This is a genomic window from Vibrio sp. 10N.222.54.E6 (assembly GCF_041473955.1).
Classification (GTDB): Bacteria; Pseudomonadota; Gammaproteobacteria; order Enterobacterales; family Vibrionaceae; genus Vibrio; species Vibrio tasmaniensis_A.
This window is the reverse complement of record NZ_JBFRTD010000020.1, coordinates 1-25,386: the sequence shown is the minus strand read 5'-3', so window position 1 is coordinate 25,386 and position 25,386 is coordinate 1. Positions and strand designations below refer to the sequence as shown.

General features: G+C 44.2%; 23 protein-coding genes. 5 read left to right on the top strand and 18 right to left on the bottom strand.

The annotated features are described in order from the left end of the window. The first annotated feature begins 109 nt into the window (after positions 1-109). The 3 genes from AB4513_RS12800 to AB4513_RS12790 all read left to right on the top strand — a co-directional run bounded on the left by AB4513_RS12800 (position 110) and on the right by AB4513_RS12790 (position 3,116). A complete protein-coding gene (locus tag AB4513_RS12800) occupies positions 110-583 on the top strand; it encodes a GreA/GreB family elongation factor (protein WP_017096215.1) in 474 nt (157 codons plus the stop codon). Between the two features lie 88 nt (positions 584-671). After that, positions 672-1,466: a YggN family protein gene (locus AB4513_RS12795; protein ID WP_017103953.1), complete on the top strand. Its 795-nt coding sequence runs from the start codon at positions 672-674 to the stop codon at positions 1,464-1,466. A 288-nt stretch (positions 1,467-1,754) separates the two neighbouring features. Continuing rightward, entirely contained in the window at positions 1,755-3,116 is a 1,362-nt protein-coding gene (locus AB4513_RS12790) for a sodium-dependent transporter (RefSeq protein ID WP_012603370.1), read from the top strand. A 154-nt stretch (positions 3,117-3,270) separates the two neighbouring features. Here AB4513_RS12790 and lipA read toward each other — a convergent pair whose 3' ends face one another. The 12 genes from lipA to leuS all read right to left on the bottom strand — a co-directional run bounded on the left by lipA (position 3,271) and on the right by leuS (position 16,048). Then, positions 3,271-4,236: a lipoyl synthase gene (gene lipA / locus AB4513_RS12785; protein ID WP_009848385.1), complete on the bottom strand. Its 966-nt coding sequence runs from the start codon at positions 4,234-4,236 to the stop codon at positions 3,271-3,273. A 4-nt stretch (positions 4,237-4,240) separates the two neighbouring features. Beyond that, positions 4,241-4,900: a lipoyl(octanoyl) transferase LipB gene (lipB, locus tag AB4513_RS12780; RefSeq protein WP_012603371.1), complete on the bottom strand. Its 660-nt coding sequence runs from the start codon at positions 4,898-4,900 to the stop codon at positions 4,241-4,243. Between the two features lie 195 nt (positions 4,901-5,095). Continuing rightward, complete coding sequence (gene ybeD, locus AB4513_RS12775) at positions 5,096-5,374, bottom strand: DUF493 family protein YbeD (protein ID WP_029223108.1); 279 nt, start codon at positions 5,372-5,374, stop codon at positions 5,096-5,098. A 232-nt stretch (positions 5,375-5,606) separates the two neighbouring features. Continuing rightward, positions 5,607-6,788, bottom strand: a complete 1,182-nt coding sequence (locus AB4513_RS12770) for a serine hydrolase (protein ID WP_012603373.1) — start codon at positions 6,786-6,788, stop codon at positions 5,607-5,609. Between the two features lie 93 nt (positions 6,789-6,881). Continuing rightward, the gene (locus tag AB4513_RS12765; protein ID WP_102258203.1) at positions 6,882-7,721 is read right to left on the bottom strand and encodes a septal ring lytic transglycosylase RlpA family protein; all 840 of its coding nucleotides are present in this window, start codon (positions 7,719-7,721) and stop codon (positions 6,882-6,884) included. Between the two features lie 3 nt (positions 7,722-7,724). Then, entirely contained in the window at positions 7,725-8,846 is a 1,122-nt protein-coding gene (rodA, locus tag AB4513_RS12760) for a rod shape-determining protein RodA (protein WP_009848472.1), read from the bottom strand. Beyond that, positions 8,846-10,738 carry a penicillin-binding protein 2 gene (mrdA, locus tag AB4513_RS12755; protein WP_009848473.1) on the bottom strand — a complete coding sequence of 631 codons (1,893 nt, stop codon included), beginning with the start codon at positions 10,736-10,738 and terminating at the stop codon, positions 8,846-8,848. Before mrdA ends, rodA begins: the two co-directional genes overlap by 1 nt. A gap of 6 nt (positions 10,739-10,744) precedes the next feature. Next, a complete protein-coding gene (rlmH, locus tag AB4513_RS12750; RefSeq protein WP_009848474.1) occupies positions 10,745-11,215 on the bottom strand; it encodes a 23S rRNA (pseudouridine(1915)-N(3))-methyltransferase RlmH in 471 nt (156 codons plus the stop codon). 3 nt (positions 11,216-11,218) lie between these two features. Next, positions 11,219-11,536, bottom strand: coding sequence for a ribosome silencing factor (gene rsfS / locus AB4513_RS12745; protein ID WP_009848475.1), 318 nt, complete (start codon positions 11,534-11,536; stop codon positions 11,219-11,221). A 64-nt stretch (positions 11,537-11,600) separates the two neighbouring features. Beyond that, a complete protein-coding gene (gene holA / locus AB4513_RS12740) occupies positions 11,601-12,626 on the bottom strand; it encodes a DNA polymerase III subunit delta (protein WP_009848476.1) in 1,026 nt (341 codons plus the stop codon). Between the two features lie 9 nt (positions 12,627-12,635). Further along, positions 12,636-13,292, bottom strand: a complete 657-nt coding sequence (gene lptE / locus AB4513_RS12735; RefSeq protein WP_009848477.1) for an LPS assembly lipoprotein LptE — start codon at positions 13,290-13,292, stop codon at positions 12,636-12,638. 179 nt (positions 13,293-13,471) lie between these two features. Then, positions 13,472-16,048: a leucine--tRNA ligase gene (gene leuS / locus AB4513_RS12730; RefSeq protein ID WP_102258202.1), complete on the bottom strand. Its 2,577-nt coding sequence runs from the start codon at positions 16,046-16,048 to the stop codon at positions 13,472-13,474. A 263-nt stretch (positions 16,049-16,311) separates the two neighbouring features. Between leuS and AB4513_RS12725 the strand changes: the two genes are divergently transcribed. Further along, the gene (locus tag AB4513_RS12725) at positions 16,312-16,782 is read left to right on the top strand and encodes a zinc ribbon-containing protein (RefSeq protein WP_009848479.1); all 471 of its coding nucleotides are present in this window, start codon (positions 16,312-16,314) and stop codon (positions 16,780-16,782) included. 91 nt (positions 16,783-16,873) lie between these two features. Here AB4513_RS12725 and lnt read toward each other — a convergent pair whose 3' ends face one another. From lnt to miaB, 5 genes are all read right to left on the bottom strand, one after another. Further along, positions 16,874-18,391 carry an apolipoprotein N-acyltransferase gene (gene lnt, locus AB4513_RS12720; protein ID WP_009848480.1) on the bottom strand — a complete coding sequence of 506 codons (1,518 nt, stop codon included), beginning with the start codon at positions 18,389-18,391 and terminating at the stop codon, positions 16,874-16,876. 32 nt (positions 18,392-18,423) lie between these two features. Next, positions 18,424-19,314, bottom strand: coding sequence for a CNNM family magnesium/cobalt transport protein CorC (gene corC, locus AB4513_RS12715; protein WP_009848481.1), 891 nt, complete (start codon positions 19,312-19,314; stop codon positions 18,424-18,426). A 120-nt stretch (positions 19,315-19,434) separates the two neighbouring features. Continuing rightward, entirely contained in the window at positions 19,435-19,896 is a 462-nt protein-coding gene (ybeY, locus tag AB4513_RS12710; RefSeq protein WP_009848482.1) for an rRNA maturation RNase YbeY, read from the bottom strand. After that, on the bottom strand, positions 19,897-21,018 hold the full coding sequence (locus AB4513_RS12705; RefSeq protein ID WP_009848483.1) for a PhoH family protein: 1,122 nt from the start codon (positions 21,016-21,018) through the stop codon (positions 19,897-19,899). Positions 21,019-21,181: 163 nt separating this feature from the next. Then, complete coding sequence (gene miaB / locus AB4513_RS12700) at positions 21,182-22,606, bottom strand: tRNA (N6-isopentenyl adenosine(37)-C2)-methylthiotransferase MiaB (RefSeq protein ID WP_009848484.1); 1,425 nt, start codon at positions 22,604-22,606, stop codon at positions 21,182-21,184. 308 nt (positions 22,607-22,914) lie between these two features. On the opposite strand from miaB, the gene AB4513_RS12695 reads away from it, so the two are divergent. Then, positions 22,915-24,090 (top strand): 2-octaprenyl-3-methyl-6-methoxy-1,4-benzoquinol hydroxylase, encoded by a 1,176-nt coding sequence (locus AB4513_RS12695; protein WP_102258201.1) that lies wholly within the window; start codon positions 22,915-22,917, stop codon positions 24,088-24,090. A gap of 79 nt (positions 24,091-24,169) precedes the next feature. On the opposite strand, the gene AB4513_RS12690 is transcribed toward AB4513_RS12695, so the two are convergent. Further along, positions 24,170-25,210: a lactonase family protein gene (locus AB4513_RS12690; protein WP_009848486.1), complete on the bottom strand. Its 1,041-nt coding sequence runs from the start codon at positions 25,208-25,210 to the stop codon at positions 24,170-24,172. Between the last annotated feature and the right edge of the window lie 176 nt (positions 25,211-25,386).

The following is a 25,386-nucleotide window of genomic DNA, read 5'->3' as shown; positions in this document are numbered from 1 at the left end:
GTTAAAGCGGGCGCCTATTGATGATTGCGTCGCTTGATGAATCAAATGTCTTGCACCTGATTGTACCTAATTCTATTCTGTAGCTCCTATAGAAAAGCACCCCAATAGTATGAATAAGTCTGAGCTTCGCCAAATAATCATAGAGCAACTCGAATCCCGATTACGTATCGCACAATCTGCTACTCAACGCGCTATTGATGCTGCGACCGATGAAGAGACTGTGCCTGAGCATAAGTACGACACTCTGGCTCTAGAAGCTTCGTATCTTGCTCACGGTCAAGCTGTAAGAGTGCAAGAGTGTGAAGATGACATTCAGTGTTATCGTAACTTAGTGCTGCGTGATAGTGAGAGGATTACAGTGAGCAGCTATGTTGTGGTCATTGACGAGCATGATCAATATAAACATTTTTTTATGGGGCCGAGAGTCGGTGGGCTTTCTGTTACGTGGAATAACAATGAAGTTGCTATCGTGACGGAAAATGCACCTTTTGGTCAGGCTCTAATGGGGAAAGAAGTCGGTGATGAGATTGAGTTTAAGGTCGCAGATAAACAGTTTTGCTATGAAGTAATATCTATCGACTAACTGAGTAACGGATATATATAAAACGTTTCTCTGACAAAGAAGCATATACCAAGGGTATAGTAATCTGTCAGATTGATGAGAGGATGTTATGAAAAACAATGTATTTATGAAAAACAAAATGTTTATGAAGAACAGTGTATTAATCGCATCGTTAACAGCGGTAATCTCTGTTGTGAGCCTGCCAACTTTTGCTGCTCAGTGTCGAGTTGATTTGAAAAATGAATTGCGAATCGATGACCAGAAAGTCGAAATCCACCAAGTGAATGGTGATACTGCCGTTTTTGATGGTAACAACGACTTATATATCCATGGTGAGAAGGTTGAGCTTGATGCCGACCAACAAGCGGCGATTGAGAAATACCGCGAAAAAATGAGTGAGTACTTACCACGAGCGAAACAAATGGCTAACGATGGTTTAGCGTTAGCGAATGATGTTATTGATGACATTGCTGCTAGCCTAGATTCACCGGAATCATTTGATAATGTAAAAGAGTCAATGAAAACCTACTTTGCTGAACTGGAAGCTCGTTACTACAAAGATGGCGAGTTAGTGTTACCAGCAGACAGTTTTGATTCGATGGCCAATGGTTGGTCTGAAGATTTCGAGAAGGCTAAGGAGATCTTTAACCAAGAATTTATCTCTAGCGCTTTTAATGCGATGTCAGAAAAAATGAAACAAGATGGTGGCTTAAACCTAACTGAATTGGCTGACAGCATGGCTGCATTAAAGCTTAAAGTTGAAGAGCGCATGAAAGAACACTCTCAACAAGTGCAAGAGGAAGCGAATGAGTTCTGTGATTCTCTAGATGAGATGGCAGAACAAGAGCAACAGCTGCATGAAATCATTCCGAACCTAAAAGACTATCAAGTCTTCACGATCTAATCTGAATCTAACTATAAGTCACAAGAGCACCATTTGGTGCTCTTTTTGTTCGTATAAATTGAACAATACGACGAGTAATCATCTCAATTCAATCCATTGTTTCTCTAGTCCTGAACCTTGCTTTACTGCTTTTAGGTAAACGATAAGACCAGTTATTTGTTAATTTAATGGTTCTAAATAGCGTATTTGTTGTAAAAACTAGAAGATTGCTCATTTATTAGTTGTGCCTATCATTGCTTTTGATTACTGTACTTCTAAACTAGTTCACTGATTTTTGATGCGGGCAATATGGACCAACAATCTTCCTCTTCAAGAGAGCACTTTAGCTCTCGTTTGGGTTTTATTTTAGCAGCGGCGGGTGCTGCTGTTGGCTTAGGTAATATTTGGGGTTTCCCAACCCAAGTCGCCAGTAACGGCGGTGGTGCTTTTCTGCTTGTTTACCTAATTATGATTTTCGTGGTTGCTTTCCCGATGCTGGTGGTTGAGATGGCTATTGGTCGACATGGCCAAGCAAATCCTGTCGATAGCATGCGTTCTTTGACTACAAACCCGTTAGGCAAGAAAGTCGGTGAATTTGTTGGTTGGATTGGGTTGAGTGTTCCAAGTGCAGTGCTAGCGTTTTATAGCATTGTCGGTGGTTGGTTGATCTGCTTCCTAATAGGTGCTGTCGCTGACCTGATTGGTCTAGAGGCTGCTGCTGATTGGTTTAAAGGCTTCAGTGTTGAGCGCAATGTTTTTGGTACCGTCGCATTCTATGTACTGACTATCTTGATTGTTCAGGGCGGTGTTAAGCAGGGGATCGAGAAATGGTCGACCCGTTTAATGCCTGCGCTATTTGTGTTATTTGGCTTATTGTTTGTTTACATCATGACGCAATCTGGCGCGATGGAAGGCCTAAAACATTACCTTGTTCCAGACTTTGAGAAAGTGTGGGATAGAAAACTGATTCTGGCGGCAATGGGACAGGGCTTCTTCTCGCTCACTATTGGCGGTTGCTCGATGTTGGTTTATGGCTCTTACTTAAGTAAGAAAGAGAACCTGCCAAAAATGGCAATGAACGTTACCTTAGTTGATACCGCGGTTGCTTTTATTGCGGGTTTAGTCGTGATGCCTGCGATGTTTGTTGCGATGCAAAAAGGTGTTCAAATCTATGCTGAAGATGGCTCATTACTGAGCTCTGATACCCTAGTATTTACGGTTCTGCCTTTGATGTTTGATAGCCTAGGTATGCTGGGCCAGGTCTTCGCAATTGTGTTCTTCTTATTGCTAACGATTGCAGCACTTACTTCATCGATTTCAATGTTGGAAGCCCCTGTCGCTCTTGTTAGTGAGCGTTTTAAGACCAGACGAACGCCAACAAGTTGGGTAATTGGTGGTGCTATCGCATTGTTCAGTGTGGTGATTGTTTACAACTTTGCCGCTATGTTTGGCATGGTTGCGATGATTGCGACTCAGTACCTTCAACCAGTCGCTGCACTGATGTTCTGTGTGTTTGGTGGTTGGGTATGGAGCCGAGCTTCAAAAGTGAAAGAACTTGAACAAGGTTGTCCTGATTTTCAACTTGGTTGGTTTGGTAAGGTTTGGCCAATGTATGTGAAGTTCGTGTGCCCAATTTTAGTCGCAACGGTTATCTGGGCATCTTTTGGCTAGTAGACCATTTAACATCTAGATGATTAGACTTGCAGTTCAAGGCCACTCTTAATGAGTGGCTTTGTTGTTTTTGTATCGAACAAGCTTGTTCGATACAAAAAAGGCGCTGAACATAAAATTCAGCGCCTTTGTATTGTTCGTTAAGCAATCGTGATTACTTAATTTCCATACCTTGTGCTTGCAAGTCTGCATGGTAAGAAGAACGTACAAACGGACCACATGCTGCGTGAGTGAAGCCTAGCTCTAGAGCAATCTCTTTCAACTCATCAAACTCAGAAGGCGGCACGTAGCGTTCAACTGGCAAGTGGTGACGGCTTGGTGCTAGGTACTGGCCTAGTGTCAGCATTGTTACGCCATGTTCACGAAGATCTTTCAATACTTGAACGATCTCTTCTTTCGTCTCACCAAGGCCCATCATCACACCTGATTTGGTTGGGATGTTTGGATGCTGCTCTTTGAATTTTCTTAACAGATCAAGAGACCACTTGTAGTTCGCACCTGGACGCGCTTTACGGTATAGACGCGGCGCCGTCTCTAGGTTGTGGTTGAAAACATCTGGTGGATTGTCTTTCATTAGTTCAAGCGCAACGTCCATACGACCACGGAAGTCCGGAACCAGTGTTTCGATACGAATGTTTGGGTTTTGCTCGCGAATTTCACGGTTACAATCAGCAAAGTGTTGAGCACCGCCATCACGTAAGTCATCGCGGTCCACTGAAGTGATTACAACGTACTTCAGTTTCATGTCTTTAATCGTCTTAGCCAGTTTCTTCGGCTCTTCGGCTTCTGGAGCATTTGGTCGACCATGGGCAACATCACAGAACGGGCAGCGACGAGTACAGATAGCGCCAAGAATCATAAACGTTGCCGTGCCGTGGTTAAAACACTCAGCTAGGTTAGGGCAAGACGCTTCTTCACAAACTGAGTGCAGGTTGTTTTTGCGCATTGCAGATTTGATTTCTTGAATACGATGGCTGTCTGAAGGAAGTTTAATCTTCATCCATGCAGGCTTACGTAAAACTTCTTTCTGTTCAGCAGGCATATTCTTTACGGGAATTAATGCCATTTTGTCAGCGTCACGATATTTAACGCCTTTTTCCATTTGGATTGGTTTGCTCATGATTTTATGCTTCTGCTGTAATGTTACTGGTGGCTTGAATGTCTACTTGGTCATAGCCGAGTAGTTCTACGAGCTCTTGTATTAACTGTTGCTCAACGTTTTCTAGTTCACTTGGACCGCCGAGTTGGCTTACTTGCGCCATTTCCATCCCTTGGTAACCACATGGGTTAATACGTTGGAATGGAGACAAGTCCATATCGACGTTGAGTGCTAGCCCGTGGAACGAGCAGCCGCGTCGAATTCGTAATCCGAGTGAACAGATTTTCTTGCCATCGACATAAACACCAGGAGCGTCAGGTCGGGCAGTTGAATCTATATTGTAAGCTTTCAGAGTATTGATTACGAGGTTCTCAATATGAGTAACCAAATCACGCACTCCGAATTTCTTGCGGCGGATGTTTATCAGGAAGTAAGCGACTAACTGACCGGGCCCGTGGTACGTCACTTGGCCACCGCGATCGCTTTGTATCACAGGGATATCACCAGCATTTAATACATGCTCAGCTTTACCTGCTTGTCCTTGAGTGAAAACTGGGTTGTGTTCAACCAACCAAATTTGGTCTACGTCTTCATCCGTGCGTTCGTCTGTGAACTTATGCATGGCTTTCCATACAGGTTCGTAATCCTGACGACCTAATTTTTTTACGATTAGCTTATTTTGCAAAGCGGCACTTCCTCAAGGATTAATAAAGTGAGCGCATTATAAACGCGAAACAGGTTTCTAACTACAGACGGACAGCAAGGTTTTTCAACTTTCTTTGTATTTATTGAAAATTAAGTTGAATGCTTTGTAAGGGGAGCGAGGGTTTCAAACAAAAACAGCGGCAATAAGCCGCTGTTTTTCATGCGTAATCGAAAGTTACAGAACCATACGAACGATTTCGATTTCGCCCAGTTCTTTATATAGCGTTTCTACTTGCTCAATTGAAGTCGCAGTAATATTGATAGAAACAGAGTGGTAGTTACCTTTCGCACTCGGTTTTAGAGTTGGGCTGTAGTCACCAGGAGCATGACGCTGGATCACTTCTAGCACTAGTTCAGTAAGTTCTGGCTTAGCGTAGCCCATAACTTTGTAAGTGAATGAACAAGGGAACTCTAAGAGGTCTTTTAGTTTTGCATCAGAATTGATGTTCATGATTAGCTCCAAAAGGCTAGACTCTCGCAAATTGGCGAAATGTCGATAAAAAGCGTGTTCGGTCAACAGACACGAGTAATAATGCGGAATATTACGTGTAAATATCACCGAACTCAAGATCAACAAAAGCCGCACATGGCGGCTTTTGTTTCGCTAATGAGAAAATCATGAACCTACTCATTAGGTTAGCTATACAGCAAGCTTAGGTTTTGTGTAGAACAAACCGTTGGCTGATTTAGAACAAACCTTTAAACAGCAGTACTAGGTAATCCCACAGGCGGCTAAATAGGCTGCCTTGGTCTACATCTTCAAGTGCAAGTAGTGGGTATTCAGCAACGTCTTCACCGTCGACTTGGTAGAATAGTTTACCCACAACGTCGCCTTTGCTGATTGGTGCTTCTAGCTCTTTCTCAAGAACGAAGCTTGCCTTCAGGTTCTTAGCTTGGCCACGAGGCAGAGTAACGAACGTATCTTCGTCGACACCTAGTGCAACCGTGTCCTTGCTACCCATCCAGATCTTCTCTTCTACGAAGGTTTCTCCAGCGGTGTGTGGTGCCACTGTTTCGAAGAAGCGGAAACCGTAGCTAAGCAGTTTTTTGCTTTCTGTTTTACGAGCGTTAGCATTCTTGGTGCCCATAACAACAGCAACTAGGCGCATTTTACCTTCGGTTGCTGAGCTTACTAGGCTGTAACCTGCATTGCTTGTGTGGCCCGTTTTAATGCCATCAACGTTCATGCTCTTATCCCATAACAGACCGTTGCGGTTGTACTGGGTGATGCCGTTGTAAGTGAATTTCTTTTGTGAGTAGATGCGGTACTCATCAGGAACATCGCGAATCAGCGCCTGACCTAGTAGCGCCATATCGTAAGGCGTTGAGTAAAGGTTAGGGTTGTCTAGACCGTGTACGTTAGCAAAGTGCGTGTCTTTCATTCCGATAGAGCTCGCCCATGCGTTCATTAAGTCAACAAATGCATCTTCAGAGCCAGCAATATGTTCAGCCATCGCAACACAAGCATCGTTACCTGATTGAATAATGATACCGCGGTTCAGCTCTTCAACTTTAACGGTTGTACCCACTTCAATGAACATCTTAGATGAATCAGGGAAGTTTTTAGCCCAAGCATTTTCACTGATAACAACATCGTCGTTTAGGTTGATGTTGCCGCGCTCTAGCTCTTGGCCGACTACGTAGCTCGTCATCATCTTGGTTAAACTTGCTGGAGAAAGTTGAGTGTTCATCTCTTTCTCTGCGAGTACTTTGCCTGAATGGTAATCCATCAGAACAAATCCCTTAGCAGCGATTTGAGGAGCGTCAGGAACAATAATAGGAGCGGCGAATGACGATGTTGCTATCGTTGCAGAAAGTGCAACTGAAGTAGCAAAAATCGATTTAACAAGTTTATTAGATTTAATCATTTTGAATGCAATTATTAGGTGAACTATTCATATATTAACAGAATCACTCTGTCACACCAGAGCGCTGATTACCAGAAGTAACTGTTAGATAAATTAGCGAGTTAGCGTGTGTTTTTTTATATAAGCTGACGGGTAACCCATTAGCTTAACTTGTTCTAATTTTTCTTGAGTCAGAGCATAGTCATGAAATGGGCCAAGCATCAGGCGGTAGTTATCATCATTTGGCTGCAAGAACGTTGCTACAGCTAACTTTTCGCCTAGATCTTTGGCTAACTTCTCGGTTCTATCTTCATGTGGGGAAGTGGCTACTTGAATAATAAATTGAGGTAAAGCCGCCTTTTTATTTGCGTCGGTTGGCATAGCCAAAGTGATGACTTCTATCTCAATATTTGCCGTGCCTGTTCTCAATACATCGAGTTTGTATGCCGCGGCATAACTAAGGTCAATGATTCGCCCTTCATGAAATGGGCCTCGGTCATTGATGCGCACAATCGTCGTTTTGTCATTGTCGGTATTCGTCACTTTTACATAGCTCGGAATCGGCAATGTTTTGTGTGCCGCAGACATCGAATACATGTCGTAGATCTCGCCATTCGACGTTAAATGACCATGAAATTTCTTACCGTACCAAGAGGCTTTGCCTTTCTCAGTAAACCCTTCTGTCTTCTTTACGATCTTGTAGTCTTCGCCACGCAAAGTGTAATCCGTGTTACCACCTAAACTATAAGGTTCATACTGAGGGTGAGCATCCTCGAGATGCTCTACTGAGATCGGTGCGTCTGGTGCAATGTCTGAATCTATATCGTAGCGTCCTGTTGGTTCTGTCGAAGAACAACCGTTTATAACAACGGCTAGGCTCACTATAGATACTAGTTTTTTTATTGGCAGCTCATTAACCAAAGATGTTTTTATAGGAGTTACTTTAACAGACATCAATTAGGTCGCCTTTGAGAATGCTTTTCTGTGTGTATGGATTGACATTAAAATACCGAAACCGGCCATAAGGGTAACCATAGAGGTACCGCCATAGCTGACCAGAGGTAGAGGGACACCCACCACAGGTAGAATGCCGCTTACCATACCAATGTTTACGAAAATATAGACGAAGAAACTCAGTACGATACTGCCGCCCATCATTCGACCAAATGCTGTTTGAGCTTGGCTTGCAAGCACTAAGCCACGGCCAATAATGAACAGGTAGATAGCGAGCAAAAACAAAATACCAATCATGCCCCACTCTTCGGCGATGACCGCAAAAATAAAGTCGGTATGGCGCTCTGGAATGAACTCTAGTTGAGATTGGGTACCTTGCAGCCAACCTTTTCCTGATATACCACCTGAGCCAATTGCAATCTTACTTTGGATGATGTGATAGCCCGCGCCTAATGGATCTGATTCAGGGTCAAAAAGGGTTCTTACACGAACTTTTTGATATTCACGCATCAAGAAGAACCATAAGATTGGAATAAACCCACCCAGTGCAATCGCGGCACTGGCAATGATCTTCCAACTAATACCTGCCAGGAATATCACGAAGATACCGGATGCTGCGATGAGTATCGATGTGCCTAAATCGGGCTGTTTAGCGATAAGGATTGTCGGTACAAACACCATCACTAATGAGATAGCTAAAGTTTGGAAAGTGGGTGGCAGCGAGCGCTTACCAATAAATCGAGCCAGCATCAAAGGTACTGCAAGCTTCAATAGTTCAGAGGGTTGGAATCGAATAAAGCCGAAGTTTAACCAGCGCTGTGCACCTTTAGAGGCCTCGCCAAAGAACAACACTCCGAGTAGTAGAATAACGCCGCCCGCAAACAGTAGTGGAGCCAAGGTCTCATAAGTACGAGGCGAGATTTGCGCTAAAAAGATCATCACACCTAAAGACAGCACCATACGCATCGCTTGGCGATCCATCATCGCAAGGCTCTGTCCGCTTGCGCTGTACATAATCAATAGGGCAAAGCCCATTAAAACCAGAATGCCAAGCAATAGCGGCAGGTCGATATGCAGCCGTTCAAATAGGGCTCTATTTCGTCCAGTTGAAGGATCAAGTTTCATTATTTTATTGGCTCACTTTCATAATCTTCTGCAAGAATAATATGGTCTAAAATTCTTCTTACAACTGGGCCACCATTTGATGAACCACCACCGGCATTCTCCAAAACGATAGTTACGACCGCTTCAGGATTTTCAAAAGGCGCATAACCGGTGAAGAGGGCATGATCGCGTAAATGTTCTGCGATTTCATCTGCGTTGTATTCTTCATCTTCTTTTAGACCGAAGACTTGTGCAGTACCTGATTTACCAGCAGTTTGATAAGACATTTTTTGGAATGAGCGTCTTGCTGTGCCTTTCTTTCCGTGGTTTACCAATCTCATGCCTTCTTGCGCGATATCCCAGTATCTCTGCTTAACACCAGTTACCGGAGGGTACGTTTCGATTTCAGATATCGTTTGTTCATCGAACGGTTGACCGTTCTCAATTGTCGCGCGTAGTAAATGGGGAGCGGTTACCTCTCCTTCATTGACCAATACTGAAGTCGCTTTTGCAATCTGCATTGGTGTTGCTGTCCAGTAGCCCTGGCCAATACCGACAGGGATGGTGTCACCTTGATACCAAGGTACACGGTGTCTGGCCATTTTCCATTCGCGAGTGGGCATATTCGCTTTGCTTTCTTCGTAAATGTCGATGCCAGTGTAATCACCAAAACCGAATAACATCATCCATTTAGATAAGCGATCGATGCCTAAATCAAATGAAATTTGGTAGAAGAAGGTATCAACCGATTCTTCAATGGCTTTCTCTATGTCAACGACACCGTGTCCCCAACGTAACCAGTCGCGGAACGGCTTCGTTTTTGAGTTTGGAATCTTCCAATAGCCCGGGTCATTACGCGTCGTGTTCGGAGTAATTACGCCTTCTTGCAGAGCTGCGACGGCAATGAAGGGTTTGATCGTCGATGCTGGCGGATAAATTCCTAGCGTTGCACGGTTAACTAAAGGTCGGTCTTTGTCTTGAAGCAGGGCATTATAACCTTTCGAGGAAATACCATGCACAAAGGCATTTGGGTCGTAGCTTGGGCTGGAAACCATGGCTAATACGCCATTGTCTTTCGGGTCGAGAACCACGGCTGAACCACGACGTCCATCAAGCAGTTTATGCACGTATAGCTGAAGTTTGATATCCAAGTTGAGCACGATATCTTTCCCCGGAGCCGAAGGTACAAATTTAAGAGTGCGGATCACTCGTCCACGGCTGTTTACTTCGACTTCTTGATAGCCAGCGGTGCCGTGTAGCATGTCTTCGTAATAGCGCTCAATGCCGAGTTTACCGATATCGCGGGTGGCTTGGTAATTGGCGTCTTTCTCTTCACGAACCAAGCGCTGCATATCACGGTCGTTGATGCGAGATACGTAGCCAATCACGTGAGTTAACACATCACCATAAGGGTAGAAACGTTTTAGCGTCCCTGTCACTTCAACGCCTGGGAACTTATGTTGATTTACAGAAAAGACCGCCACTTGTTCTTCGGTAAGCTGATTAAGAATAGGTACTGATTTGAAGCGACGTGAATTACGACGATCACGATTAAAACGTTCGATACGCTCCGGTGGTATGTCGATTAACGCTTGTAAACGAACAAGCGTATCTTCCATGTTTTTGACTTTTTCTGGGGTGATCTCCAGATTAAAAACAGGCCGGTTTTCTGCAAGAAGTACACCGTTGCGGTCGTAAATTAAACCACGATTGGGTGCGATTGGAACGACCTTGATGCGGTTGTCGTTGGAGCGGGTTTTATAGTCCTGATATTGATTAACTTGGATGTTGTAAAGGTTCACAACCAGCAAGCTCATCATCACTATAATCCCTGCAAACGCAACAAAAGCACGACTAGTAAATAGTCGTGCTTCTGCTTTGTAATCACGAATTTGGCTACGTTTACGTAACATTAACGCTTATTCTCGATGATAAGGGTGGTTAGCAGTGACGCTCCAAGCTCGATATAAGCTTTCAGCCATGATAACGCGTACTAATGGGTGAGGGAGAGTAAGTGCTGATAGAGACCAGCTTTGGTCTGCTGCCGCTTTACATGCTGGTGCTAATCCTTCGGGCCCGCCAATAAGGATAGAAACGTCACGGCCATCCAGCTTCCAACTTTCCAATTGCTCTGCGAGTTGAGGCGTATCCCACTTTTTACCTGGGATATCGAGTGTGACAATGCGGTTACCTTTTGGAACTGCAGCTAACATTGCTTCGCCTTCTTTTTGAAGAATACGTGCAATATCGGCATTTTTCCCGCGTTTTCCCGCAGTGATTTCAATGAGTTCTAATGGCATATCATGAGGGAAGCGGCGTTTATATTCTTTAAAGCCTTCTTCAACCCACTTTGGCATTTTTGTACCAACTGCGATTAACTGGATCTTCAAAGCTTAGCCCCAAAGTTTTTCTAGTTGGTACAGCTCACGATGCTCTTCTTGCATAACGTGAAGCATGCTTGTGCCCATGTCTAGAACAACCCATTCACCTTCTTTTTGGCCGTCCATGCCAAGGGGATTCATGCCAGCCTTGCGCACTTCATCAGCAACGTGCTGTGCAATAGAGGCAACATGGCGCTTAGATGTACCAGTACAAACAATCATGTAGTCAGTAACACTTGATTTGCCTTCTACATCGATAGTCACAATCGATTCTGCTTTCATGTCGTCGGCTTTGTCTGCAAGAAAATCTTTTAGTTCTTCACGTAACACGGGGTGTTCCTTTAATCTGAGTTTAGCTTTTTAGGGTCTGTTGACCCTAGAATATACCACGCTTTTATGCGTGAAATGGGATTGAAGCTGAAGGGATACAAAACTCTACGCTTAACTGATGAATTAGTGGCCAAGGCGACTGTTCATATTGTGTTTTTGTCATCAATTCTACTTGAGTGAGTAGCGCAAACAGGGAGTGTAATTGAGATATCGAAACTCTTGTTAGCGCGGCGTTATAAAGAGGTTTTTTGGATTGCCAGATACGGTGCTTTTCAAATACCTGCGCGATTGGCATCTGCTTCATTTGTTGCTGCATTTGTAATAGCAGAGCAAGCTCACGTTGTATGCTGCGCAATAAGATAACGGGTTCGACACCTTCGGCTTCTAACTGACGCAGGATTCGCTGTGCACGGTTGCCTTTGCCTGCTAATAACGCATCACTCCAATGGAATGGCGTAAAATGGTTGTGTCGACTCAGCGATTCTTCTAAACGTACTAATGTGAGCTTTCCATCTGGGTATTGGAGAGCCAGTTTTTCTAGGCTTTGGGTGAGCGCAAATAGATTACCCTCATGCCATTGCGCCAACATTTGTATCGCTTCAGGATCCGGAGATAAGCCGATCTGACGACAGCGTGTTTGGACAAACTGAGGTAAGCGGCTAACGTCTGGGGTTAGGCAGCTGATCCAGTGGCCTTGATTCGAGAGTGCTTTAAACCACTTAGCGCTTTCTTGAGCCTTAGTGAGCTTGGTGCCCACCAAGATCAACAAGATGTCGCTATGAATATGCTCTGAAAGTGCGAGCAGCTCTTTTGCTATTGCGGCATTGACCCCGGACTCTGGCAATTCAAGTTCGATGAGCTGACGACTAGAGAATAGGCTCAATGCTTGAGTGCAGTCGTAGACTTGATTCCAGTCGAGACTGCTATCAATAGCAAAGCGGTGGCGTTCTTCAAAGCCTTGCTCTTTGGCTGTCTTTTGAATCGCTTCACGGCTTTCCTGCAGCAGTAAAGGTTCGTTACCAAAAATTAGGTAAACGTTACTTAACTGCTTAGCAAGTTGCTCAGATAAACGATCAGCAAAAATACGCATTAAATAAACCTATTGCTCAACCGTTACGCTAGGCTCAGCATCAGGTACTGCACTTGCGTCGATCTCAACGTCGTCAATTTCGATGTTCTTGATGTTGTATTGTTTCTCAAGCTCTTTCACTTGAACGTTCTCTAGAGCTTGTAGATCCATACTGTCGGCTGCAATATTTGCTTTCAATCGAGCCATTTGACGAAGGATTTGGCTTGTTGCCAACTTGCGCATCTCATCTTCAATCATGTCACGTTCAACCGATTTTGCGAGCGCTGTTAGTGGGTTATCTAAATAGCTTCGAGTTACGCTAGTTGAGAAGGTTTTGTCGCCTAGCTCTGGTATCGTCACACGATATGAAGCATTAAGCGTCAGTTCTTTTTCTGCCGCTAGAGTGTTTTGGTAAAGAGACAGGGTACGCTCACCGACGCCTTCGCTAATGATGTGAAGGTTAGGTGTGTTCTCAGCAGGTGGCACGATTTCCACATTATTCATACGCAACTGGCTTCTCATCATGCGTGTAAACGTACTGTATTGGTCGTAACTGGTCACAGAGATCTTGTTGAGCTCTTCTGGCACAGAGTAATCACCGCGCAGGTGAAAACCACAGGCGCTCAGTAGGCTAACGGTTAGAACAACAATAGTAACTTTCAATGAAGATAGTGAATTCAGGCGCATTATTTGATGGCTCTCATGAAGGTAGAATACTTATTAAAAGGCTTTAGTTCGCTTGAGTTGTTAGGCTCAAGTCTAAAGCGTTTAAATAAGTAGACAGGGCTATTAGTTACCCTGTCTACAGACTGCTTTTGATGAATTAAGTTCGTTAATTCTTCAGTAATTGCACTGTGCTAACGAAATTAGTTAGCAACGATGTTTAGAAGCTTACCAGGTACGAAGATAACTTTACGGATAGTTAACCCATCTAGGAACTTCTTAGCGTTCTCATCATTTAGACCAAGCTCACGAACTTGCTCTTCTGTCGCGTCAGCAGCAACCGTTAGTTTTGCTCGTAGCTTACCGTTGATCATTACAACGATAGTCTTCTCGTCTTCAACTAGCGCTTTCTCATCGAAAGTTGGCCATGTTGCTGAGTCTACGTTTGATTCACCCAATGCAATCCACATTTCGTAAGAGATGTGTGGCGTCATAGGGTAAAGCATACGTACAACTGCTTTTAGTGCTTCATCAAGAATTGCACGATCTTGTACAGACTCTTGAGGCGCTTTCGCTAGCTTGTTCATCAGCTCCATGATTGCAGCGATTGCTGTGTTGAACGTTTGGCGACGGCCGATATCGTCCGTTACTTTCGCGATAGTTTTGTGGATATCACGACGAAGTGCTTTCTGGCCACCAGATAGAGCAGAAGCATCCACAGTTTCAGCTGCACCTTTAGAAGAGTGAGCGTGAACCAGTTTCCAAACACGCTTAAGGAAACGGTTTGCCCCTTCAACGCCAGACTCTTGCCACTCAAGCGTCATGTCTGCAGGCGATGCAAACATCATGAATAGGCGTACTGTATCAGCGCCGTACTTGTCTACCATCTCTTGTGGGTCGATACCGTTGTTCTTAGACTTAGACATTTTGATCATGCCTGAGTGCTCAACGTTGCGGCCTTGGTTGTCGACAGCTTTTTCAATGCGGCCTTTCGCGTCACGGTCGATAGTCACGTCAGTTGGAGCAATCCACTCTTTAGTGCCTTTCTCGTTGGTGTGGTAGAACGCGTCAGCTAGAACCATACCTTGACATAGAAGTTGCTTGAATGGTTCGTCAGATGTCACGTAACCCGCATCACGTAGAAGCTTGTGGAAGAAACGAGAGTAAAGCAGGTGCATACAAGCGTGCTCAATACCACCAACGTATTGGTCAACTGGCAGCCAGTAGTTAGCTTTCTCTGGATCTAGAATGTCATCAGCTTGTGGTGAACAGTAACGTGCGTAGTACCATGATGATTCCATGAACGTATCGAACGTATCAGTTTCACGTAGCGCAGGTTCGCCATTGAATGTTGTTTCAGCCCAAGATTTGTCAGCTTTGATTGGGCTAGTAACGCCATCCATTACCACGTCTTCTGGAAGAATGACTGGCAGTTGGTCTGCAGGTACTGGGTGAACTTCACCGTCTTCAGTGGTTACCATTGGGATTGGAGCACCCCAGTAACGTTGACGAGAAACGCCCCAGTCACGTAGACGGAAGTTTACTGTTTTCTTACCTTTGCCTTCAGCTTCAAGCTTCGCAGCGATTGCATCGAATGCTTCTTGGAATGCAAGACCATCGAATCCACCAGAATCGAACAGTACACCTTTCTCAGTGTAAGCCGCTTCAGACACGTCTAGATCAGAACCATCTTCAGGTTTGATCACTGGGATGATATCGATGCCGTACTTAGTTGCGAATTCGTAGTCACGTTGGTCGTGAGCAGGAACCGCCATTACCGCACCTGTGCCGTAATCCATAAGAACGAAGTTTGCTACGTATACAGGAACAACACGACCGTTAAGAGGGTGGATAGCCGTTAGGCCAGTATCCATACCTTTCTTTTCCATCGTTGCTAGTTCTGCTTCAGCCACTTTGGTGTTACGACACTCTTCAACGAATGCTGCAAGCTCAGGATTGTTCTTTGATGCTTTCTCTGCAAGTGGGTGACCTGCAGCGATACCAACATAAGAAACACCCATTAGTGTATCAGGACGTGTTGTGTACACTTCTAATGGCGCTTCTTCACCGTTAACAGCGAAAGATAGCTCAACACCTTCAGAGCGGCCGATCCAGTTGCGCTGCATGGTCTTAACCATTTCAGGCCAACCTTCAAGGTTGTCTAGATCGTCTAGTAGCTCTTGAGCGTACTCAGTGATTTTAATGAACCACTGTGGGATTTTCTTTTGTTCTACCGGAGTATCACAACGCCAGCAGCAACCGTCTTCTACTTGCTCGTTTGCCAGTACAGTTTGGTCGTTTGGACACCAGTTAACAGAAGAAGTCTTCTTGTAAACTAGGCCTTGTTCGTAAAGTTTAGTGAAGAACTCTTGCTCCCAACGGTAGTACTCAGGCGTACACGTTGCGAATTCACGTTTCCAGTCGTAACCAAAGCCTAAAAGTTTAAGCTGGTTTTTCATGTATTCGATGTTTTCGTAAGTCCACGGAGCAGGCGCTGTGTTGTTTTTTACAGCTGCGTTTTCTGCAGGTAGGCCGAATGCATCCCAACCAATTGGTTGCATTACGTTTTTGCCTTGTAGACGTTGGAAACGAGATACCACATCACCGATGGTGTAGTTACGCACGTGACCCATGTGCAGTCGGCCACTTGGGTAAGGGAACATAGAAAGACAGTAGAATTTTTCTTTGTTTGGGTCTTCACTTACAACGAAAGTTTCGCTGTTATCCCAGTGTTGTTGAACCTTTTGTTCAATCTCTTGCGGGTTATATTGTTCTTGCATCGATGGTATCCGGTTATCTTGGAATTTGTGAGTTCGGTTAGAACAGAATCTTACAGATCGTCATAGAATACCTAAAGGAGCTGAGTACAACAATAGTTATACCCTTCATACTTGCAGTTGCTGCCTAGTAGATTGTGTAATTTTCACTGAATTTCGCAGGGCAACTATACTTAAGAGTATGAATTGCATTTGTTTGTGAGCGGGAGTGCATTGCGGCGCATCCGTTTGCTCGTTTCAAGGTTGGTTATCTTAAGGAGGTTGTTATGCCGAAGAAAAAAGCACTCTATGAAGAAGTCGTCGAAGAGGTGATAGAAACGCTGAAGCATAGTCCTGAAGAGCTTAACAACAAAATAGAAACGTCAGGTAAGTATGCGAAAGCAGCCAACGACATGACCAAAGACGAGCTGTCGTTGATTTCCGCTTACGTAAAATCGGATTTAAAAGAGTTTTCCGAAAGCTATGAAGAGAGCAAAAGTGGTCCGTTTTATTTAATGATTGCAGACTCTATTTGGCAAGGGCTGTTGGATATTACTGATCGTACTAAGGTGGAATGGGTTGAGTTGTTCCAAGATCTTGAACATCAGGGCTTATATCAAGCGGGTGAAGTCATTGGGTTAGGCACCTTGGTATGTGACGAGTGTGGCCATCAAACCGAATATAACCACCCAACCAATATCATTCCATGCATTAAATGTGGTTCTAAAGGGTTTAGTCGTAAAGCCCTTAAACCGTAAACTTCTGAACTATAGCGATATCAATGTTAAACCGCAGCAATCAAAAAGGGTTGACCCAACCAGTCAACCCTCTAATCACTTTTCTTCGAATCTAGCTCTTTGGCTTTCTTATTAGCCAACCCATCGCCAAGCTGAGCATCGCCCAGATGTACAGTGGCCAAGTACCAACTGTGTGATAAGGCGTTTGACCATCCGTTGAAATGAGTTCAGCTTTTAATACGGCCGTTTCAAACTGAGGTATTTGCTTGATGATGTTGCCTTTGTAATCGGTTACTGCCGTCACACCATTGTTGGTCGAGCGAATAACTGGCTTACCAAGCTCCAGAGCACGCATCTGTGCGATTTCCATATGTTGCAGTGGACCAATCGAACGACCAAACCACGCATCGTTAGAGAGCGTTAAAATAAAGTCCGTCTCATCAGTCACGCTTTGTCTAACTTGATCATTAAAGACGATCTCATAACACAACGCAGGTGCTAAGTGACGGCCATTTGCCACGATGTTTGGTTGAACAAAATCGCCACGGCTAAATGATGACATCGGCAAGTTGAAGAACGGTGCCAATGGGCGCAAGATATTTTCAAACGGCACAAACTCACCAAATGGCAATAGGTGATGTTTATGGTAGCGTTCGTCTGGATCGTAGCTGTATTCACCGTATGGATTGACACCTAGAGAAAGAACGCTGTTGTAGTACTTCTTATCTTCAGACTGATTGAGTACGCCAGTGATGATTGAGCTGTTGTTCATCTTCGCTGCGCTATCTAAGTTACGTAAGAAAGATGGAATTTCAACTTCGAATGCTGGAATAGCGGCTTCAGGCCAAATGATGATATCGGCATCCCAGTTTTCTCTACTTAGATCTGTGTACTTCATCATCGTAGGCCAGCGGTGGCTTGGTAGCCATTTACTGTCTTGATCTACATTGCCTTGAATCAATACCACTGAGGTTGTTTTTTCAGGGTTCGGTGTCACCCAATCGATATTTCGAATGCCAAAACCTGCACTGAATACGATCGCAGGGATGATGCCAACACTCCATGCTTTATTGATAACCATATAAGCGAGTGCAGATGCAGAGACAATGACTGCCAGAGTAATTAACTCGACACCGCCAATCGGTGCAAACGAGCCTAGTGGAGAATCGATTTGGCTGTAGCCAAGCCAAAGCCAAGGAAAGCCCGTCATTACCCAGCCACGTAGCCAATCACTGATTAACCACAATGCAGGAGCTGCGAGGAAAAAGCGGCTTAGGTTATTAGCAGGGAAGTACTTGTTTAAGCTCCAGGTAAATAGGCCTGAATAAACCGCTAGGTAGCCAATGAGCAAAGCCATCAAAAACAGGTTGGCTGCCAGTGGCATGCCGCCAAAATGATCGATGCTGACGTATACCCAGCTGATACCTGTTGCGAATTGGCCTAAACCCCATCCGTAGCCAATCCAAAGCGCACTTTTAGGAGAACGGTTGTGGATCAGTAACAGCAACAAAGCTGGGCTGAGAATAGCAAGAGGCCATATAGAGTATGGAGCGAATGAAAGGGTGGTTATAGCGCCAACAAAAACGGCCGCTAGCGGCCGTAATAGGCGATGAATAAAGGTCTTAGTCATCTAATTTCTGTTATCTCTTTAGAGAGAAGTTGTTATTCTTCGATAGTAGGAAGAGGCTGTTCGTCAGGAATGGTTACCTGTAACTGAATCACACGACGGTTATCTGCTGATGTTATTTTGAAATGGTAGTTTTCAATCTCTACAATTTCGCCACGAACCGGCAGGTGACCGAGTGCTGTCATAACCATGCCGCCTACCGTATCCACTTCATCGTCACTAAAGGCAGTTCCAAACGTATCGTTGAACTCTTCAATAGTGGTTAAAGCTTTAACAGAGAAAGTATGCTTACTCAGCTTACGAATATCTAGCTCTTCTTCATCGTCGAACTCGTCTTCAATTTCACCAACGATTTCTTCGAGGATATCTTCAATGGTTACCAGGCCAGAAACTCCGCCAAACTCATCGACAACGATAGACATGTGGTAGCGCTCTTCTTGGAACTCTTTGAGTAGGCGATCAACACGCTTACTTTCAGGAACAACCACGACAGGGCGAATCACTTGTTCGATATCAAATGGGGCACTTTCTGAACCCAAATACTTAAGTAGGTCCTTCGCTAATAGAATGCCTTCAACATGGTCTTTATCTTCACTGATCACTGGGTAGCGAGAGTGTTGAGCATCAGTAATAAGCGCAATCAATGTATCTAAATCATCGGTGCGTTCAACTGTAACCATTTGAGAGCGAGGCAGCATGATGTCGCGTACTCGCATCTCTGAAATTTCCATTACACCCTCGAGCATGTCGCGCGTGTCGTGGTCAATTAGGTCATTAATTTCTGAGTCGCGGATTACATCTACGAGCTCTTGGCGATCTTTAACTTCACCTTGAAATAGTTGGCCTAGGCGTTCAAAGAAGGACTTTCTACTCGGACCTTCAGATTTTTTACTTCCCTCAGAAGTGGGGGGGTTACCTTCGTTCATGATTTCTCAAAAAATAACGCTATCAGAAGTGTGATAGCACACGTTACAACTCAGATTCCTGCGAAAATCACAGGTTCGATGAGTTATTGTTTCTCTGCAACCTACTTTACTAGAATCGATTTACTTTTCTAGAATATACGGGTCTTCAAACCCCATAGTTTGCATGATTTCTGTTTCGAGTGACTCCATCTCTTCAGCTTCATCATCTTCGATATGATCATAACCTAGCAGATGCAGACTGCCATGTACAACCATATGAGCCCAGTGTGCTAGCAGAGGCTTACTTTGCTCTTCTGCTTCTTTTTCGACAACTTGGCGGCAAATAATGAGGTCACCCAGTAGATCTAATTCCACTCCTGGTGGTGCTTCAAATGGGAAAGACAGCACGTTAGTTGGCTTATCTTTTCCACGATAGTCATGATTGAGCTGGTGGCTTTCTTGTGTATCAACAATACGAACCGTCAACTCGGCACTCTCTTGAAACTGAGGAATTGTCTTGTCTAACCAAAGTTGAATATCTTGCTCAGTTGGAAGACCTTGCTCATTTTCGACTGCTAATTGCAGGTCTAGTTCAATAGACATCTATTTATCACCTTGCTCTGCAATGACAGAACTATTTTGTGTTGCTAATTGTGTCGTAACAGCTTGCTGAGCCTCAAGAAGTTTGGCTTCTCGTTCTTCTCGTTTGCGAGCCTCAAACTCTTTACGCTCTTTTTGGTCTTTGGCTTCCCACTTCTCGTACGCATTAACGATACGAGCAACCACAGGGTGACGAACGACGTCTTCAGACATGAAGAAGTTAAAGCTAATATCATCCACTTCACTGAGCACTTCAGTTGCATGACGTAGGCCTGATTTTGCACCACGAGGTAAATCGATTTGTGTAATATCACCTGTGATCACAGCGCGAGAGTTAAAACCGATACGGGTTAAGAACATTTTCATCTGCTCTACCGTGGTGTTTTGGCTCTCATCAAGAATGATAAACGCATCATTCAATGTACGACCACGCATGTAAGCCAGTGGAGCAACTTCAATCACGTTACGTTCAATCAGCTTCTCAACTCGCTCAAAGCCAAGCATTTCAAACAGTGCATCGTAAAGCGGACGCAAATAGGGGTCTACTTTTTGGCTTAAATCACCCGGTAGGAAACCAAGCTTCTCACCAGCTTCAACAGCAGGACGAGTCAGTAGGATTCGACGAACTTCTTGACGTTCAAGTGCATCAACCGCAGCCGCAACAGCTAAGTACGTTTTACCAGTACCAGCAGGTCCAATACCAAAAGTGATGTCATGAGTGACCATGTTCATTAGATATTGTGCTTGGTTTGGCGTGCGAGGTTTGATAACGCCTTTTTTAGTCTTAATGGTCACTTCTTTGCCGTAGTCGATTTCAGACTCGACGTGTTGCTCCAAAATACCAGACTCAGTGACCGCCAGATGCACTTGCTCCGGTTCGATATCGATTATGTTGCCTTTAACTGGAGCCGTTTCAACATAGAGGTGTTTGATGATGTCTAAAGCTGCGGCTGTAGTGTGAGGCTTACCGACAATCGTGAAAAAGTTGCTACGGTAATTAATCTCAACGCCCAGACGACGCTCAAGATGCTTGATGTTGTCGTCAAATGGTCCGCATAAACTTGCCAAGCGCTTGTTATCTGCTGGCTCTAGATTTATCTCTAAGGTAACGATTTTATTGCTCAAATTAGCCTCTCATTTTGTGCCACTCACTCTTAAATATAAAAAAGAGCAAAAAGCCCGATTTAGACCGGGCTTTTGATGGTGATATCCCTATTTCTAAGATGGTCACTTAGTTAGGTAATTTCAAGCTTTGTGTTTGCGCTTTGTGCTCAAACAGTTGTATTGCCTATGGCGTAAATGTCGCTACACCTAGCTCGTCTTCACGTTTTGTTTTTTCCATCATTTCTGCTGGAGTCATTACAACGCGTAGACCCATGTCTTTTTCTGTGCGAACTAGCTCACCACGTAGTGAGTTAGTGTAAACCTCAGTGATCTTCACATCTACAAACTGACCGATTAGGTCTGCAGAACCTTCGAAGTTCACAACACGGCTGTTTTCAGTACGGCCACGCAGTTCCATGAGATTCTTTCTTGATGGACCTTCAACAAGAATACGCTGCTCTGTACCTAGCATTAGACGAGAGAAACGCATAGCTTGTGTGTTTACTGTTTGTTGCAGTTCGTACAGACGATCTTTTTTCTCTTGTGCTGGTACATCACATGGGTAATCTGCCGCTGGCGTACCTGGACGTGGAGAGAAAACAAAGCTGAAGCTCATATCGAAATCAACTTCTTTAATTAGCTTCATTGTATCTTGGAAGTCTTGCTTAGACTCACCAGGGAAACCAACAATAAAGTCAGAGCTGATTTGAATGTCAGGACGAGCTTTACGCAGTTTACGGATAATAGATTTGTACTCGATAGCCGTATGTGGACGCTTCATCATCGTAAGAATACGGTCACTACCACTTTGTACTGGTAGGTGAAGGAAGCTCACTAGTTCAGGGGTATCTTTGTAAACTTCAATGATGTCGTCACCAAACTCAAGCGGGTGGCTTGTTGTGAAACGAATACGGTCGATACCGTCGATAGACGCAACTAGGCGAAGGAGCTCTGCAAATGTGCAGATGTCACCTTCGTGAGTAGGGCCTCGGAATGCGTTTACGTTTTGGCCTAGCAGGTTTACTTCACGTACGCCTTGCTCTGCAAGTTGTGCAACTTCGAATAGCACATCATCCATTGGACGACTAACTTCTTCGCCACGAGTATATGGAACAACGCAGTAAGTACAGTACTTAGAACAACCTTCCATGATAGAAACGTAGGCTGTTGCGCCGTCTGCTTTTGGCTCTGGCAGGTTATCGAACTTTTCGATCTCTGGGAAAGAGATGTCCATTACTGGCTTTTCGTTAGACAGTGATGACTTAATCATCTCTGGTAAACGGTGTAATGTTTGTGGGCCAAAGATAACGTCTACATAAGGTGCACGTTGACGAATGTGATCACCTTCTTGAGTCGCTACACAGCCACCCACACCGATCACCACACCTTCTTTTTTATCTTTAAGCGTTTTCCAACGACCAAGCTGGTGGAATACTTTTTCTTGCGCTTTTTCGCGGATAGAACAAGTATTCAATAGTAGTACGTCTGCTTCCTCAGGTACTTCAGTTAGCTCATAGCCATTTGCAGCGTTAAGCAGGTCGGCCATTTTTGATGAATCATATTCATTCATCTGACAGCCCCAAGTTTTAATTAGCAGTTTCTTACTCATTATATGTTCGCTCGATCGTTAGTTTAATTTAAGGGAGCAAATCGCCCATTATTCATCCGCTAGCTCCGTTCGTCATAATTCGGTATTCAATTTTATGACAGGCTCTAGCGGCAAGCGGCGTATTGTACTGGTTTCAAAACCGACTGACTAGTAGTCTGAACAAATCTCTTATGTAGTGGTTTTTATTATCGTTAACGCCATATGCCATAAGGGATAACCCTTCTTTCGAATAAGGTTTTTGGTTACAAGTTCGTTATGAAAAAGTACAATCAAAAACAGTCAAAGAATCAAACTGATAAGTACAAAATATGAACAGTTACGATATTGTAGTCGTCGGTGGCGGCATGGTTGGTGCAGCAACAGCAATCGGTTTTGCAAAGCAAGGTCTGAGTGTTGCGGTGATCGAAGGTTTTGCCCCACAAGCTTTTGATGAGTCGCAAGCGATGGACATTCGTGTGTCAGCGATTTCTCAAGCATCGGTCGATTTGCTTGAAGATCTTGGTGCATGGCAAAGTATTGCAGCGATGCGCGTCTGTTCTTACAAGCGATTGGAAACTTGGGAACATCCAGAGTGTCGTACTCGGTTTGATGCAGCATCACTGGACCTTCCTCGTTTGGGCTATATCGTTGAGAATCGATTAATCCAATTGGGTTTATGGGCTCAGTTTGATGCCTACGACAATCTCGAACTGTTATGCCCAGAAAAGCTCGATGAGATTGAGTTTGGTGAGACCAATATAGTCAAGCTTCAGTCGGGTACTCAGTTGTCCGCGAAGTGGGTGGTTGGCGCTGATGGCGCAAATTCAGCCGTCCGTCAGCAAGCAGGGATTGGTATTACGGCTTGGGATTACCGACAGCACTGCATGCTTATCAACGTAGAAACAGAACAGCCTCAGCAAGATATTACTTGGCAGCAATTTTTACCAAGTGGTCCTCGTTCATTTTTGCCTTTGTGTTCTCTAGTCTCTGACGATCAAGAAGTCGGGCAGGGCTCGTTAGTTTGGTATGATTCTCCACTGCGTATTAAGCAATTGTCAGCAATGCCCCCTGAAAAACTACGTAATGAAGTACTTACTCACTTTCCTAAAGAGTTAGGTGATATCAAAGTTTTGAACTCGGGTTCTTTTCCTCTGACACGACGTCATGCTCAATCATACTCAAGGAATAACTGTATTTTAGTCGGGGACTCTGCACATACGATTAACCCTCTAGCAGGGCAGGGTGTTAACTTGGGTTTTAAAGATGTGGCAGCACTATTGGATATCACCCAAGAGAAAGGCGAATTGAATCAATCTGTGGCGAGACGCTATGAAGTGATCAGAAGAGGTGACAATCTAATGATGCAAAGTGGCATGGACTTTTTCTACAAAACGTTTAGCAATGACATTGGCCCACTTAAGTTTGTGCGAAATGCAGCACTAAAGCTAGCAGAAAACTCAGGGCCGATTAAATCACAGGTGCTTAAGTACGCTTTAGGGTTGTGATTGGTTACTCCAAGTTATCTAGTTATAAAAGAAGGAGAGCTGAGGCTCTCCTTTTTTGATTTCATGATAGTGCTTAGTGCTATTGCGTCACACAAACAGGTGCATCAATGGCTAAAGAGCATCCAGTATAGGTGAGGGAGCCATCTTCAATATCTCGTTTGAATGATGTGAGGTTGTTGGAATGCTGGTTTGCGGCGATAAGCCATTGTCCGTCATTAGTGATATGAAAGTCGCGAGGGAACTTGCCTTCAACATCGTAACTATCCATAAAAATGAGCTTTTGAGTGACGGAGTCTATTCTAAAACAACTGATTCTGGATTGATGTCGGCAAGACACATAAAGGAATTGCTCATCTGGCGATAGCTTAATTGCAGCCGCTGCTTCTCCTTTATCCATATTTGCTAATGCATCAACCTCTTCCACAATACTCCACACCCCTAAAGACTTTTCCAAAATCAATATCGTTTCAGAGAGCTCACACACCACATAGGCTCTATCTTCGGCTTGGTTAAAGATTAAGTGACGAGGTCCATTCCCTGCCCGCACTTTGATAGATTGCATTGGTTCATCAAGGAACTCTTCTTGCTCTTCGTCAAAGCAATAGAAGTTGATTCGATCGGCTCCGAGATCGACGGTGACAAACTGCGGAGAGTTCTTTAGGAAAAGGCTTTGATGTGCATGTGGGCCTGTTTGTCTTTCTGCATTAGGTCCAGAACCAACCATTTTGAGTGTTTTGAGCCGTTTATCGATATTGCCATTGATACTTAAACTAAAGATATCGAATGCCCCTGATGAATATTGCGATGTAATAGCAAACTTATTGTGGGGATCTACCGTGATATGACAAGGGTGATCTCCTGAAATTAGTCTAGTATTTGACGCTATTGTTGAATCAGAATTCGGTATATGAATCAGTTGCGGTTGCATCTTTTGGTCAACTTCAGAAGCTGTATAGATCCCTAGCTTTGTCGTGGTGACAAACGAAGGATTTGTACAGGCCGCTATAAGCTCTAAAGGCAACAGCGTTCCCGTTTCTAGATCTAACTGAGTTTGATATACACCTTGGCTATTACTTGGAGAATCTGTGTAGCAACCGATCGTTAAAGGGAGGGTTTTCATAGGCAGTCATACTCAGTTAGGAAATGGAGCAGACATTGTCTAATAAAATCGTAGTAAAAGTGAGGTTATAGGAGAGAATACTTGGTGACTTGGCTTGCAGATTTACATATTCCAGATAAAACAAAACCCAGCTAAAAAGCTGGGTTCTATTCAATGATGGTGCGGTCGGAGAGACT

Bases quoted from the DNA above. Each gene is read 5' to 3' on its own strand.
- AB4513_RS12765 (WP_102258203.1), bottom strand. From the start codon at position 7,721: ATGTCTGTTAAAGTAACTCCTATAAAAACATCTTTGGTTAATGAGCTG.
- rodA (WP_009848472.1), bottom strand. From the start codon at position 8,846: ATGAAACTTGATCCTTCAACTGGACGAAATAGAGCCCTATTTGAACGG.
- AB4513_RS12725 (WP_009848479.1), top strand. From the start codon at position 16,312: ATGCCGAAGAAAAAAGCACTCTATGAAGAAGTCGTCGAAGAGGTGATA.
- AB4513_RS12795 (WP_017103953.1), top strand. From the start codon at position 672: ATGAAAAACAATGTATTTATGAAAAACAAAATGTTTATGAAGAACAGT.
- AB4513_RS12695 (WP_102258201.1), top strand. From the start codon at position 22,915: ATGAACAGTTACGATATTGTAGTCGTCGGTGGCGGCATGGTTGGTGCA.
- AB4513_RS12770 (WP_012603373.1), bottom strand. From the start codon at position 6,788: ATGATTAAATCTAATAAACTTGTTAAATCGATTTTTGCTACTTCAGTT.
- leuS (WP_102258202.1), bottom strand. From the start codon at position 16,048: ATGCAAGAACAATATAACCCGCAAGAGATTGAACAAAAGGTTCAACAA.
- miaB (WP_009848484.1), bottom strand. From the start codon at position 22,606: ATGAGTAAGAAACTGCTAATTAAAACTTGGGGCTGTCAGATGAATGAA.
- corC (WP_009848481.1), bottom strand. From the start codon at position 19,314: ATGAACGAAGGTAACCCCCCCACTTCTGAGGGAAGTAAAAAATCTGAA.
- lipA (WP_009848385.1), bottom strand. From the start codon at position 4,236: ATGAGCAAACCAATCCAAATGGAAAAAGGCGTTAAATATCGTGACGCT.
- AB4513_RS12800 (WP_017096215.1), top strand. From the start codon at position 110: ATGAATAAGTCTGAGCTTCGCCAAATAATCATAGAGCAACTCGAATCC.
- lptE (WP_009848477.1), bottom strand. From the start codon at position 13,292: ATGCGCCTGAATTCACTATCTTCATTGAAAGTTACTATTGTTGTTCTA.
- holA (WP_009848476.1), bottom strand. From the start codon at position 12,626: ATGCGTATTTTTGCTGATCGTTTATCTGAGCAACTTGCTAAGCAGTTA.
- lnt (WP_009848480.1), bottom strand. From the start codon at position 18,391: ATGACTAAGACCTTTATTCATCGCCTATTACGGCCGCTAGCGGCCGTT.
- mrdA (WP_009848473.1), bottom strand. From the start codon at position 10,738: ATGTTACGTAAACGTAGCCAAATTCGTGATTACAAAGCAGAAGCACGA.
- ybeY (WP_009848482.1), bottom strand. From the start codon at position 19,896: ATGTCTATTGAACTAGACCTGCAATTAGCAGTCGAAAATGAGCAAGGT.
- AB4513_RS12790 (WP_012603370.1), top strand. From the start codon at position 1,755: ATGGACCAACAATCTTCCTCTTCAAGAGAGCACTTTAGCTCTCGTTTG.
- AB4513_RS12690 (WP_009848486.1), bottom strand. From the start codon at position 25,210: ATGAAAACCCTCCCTTTAACGATCGGTTGCTACACAGATTCTCCAAGT.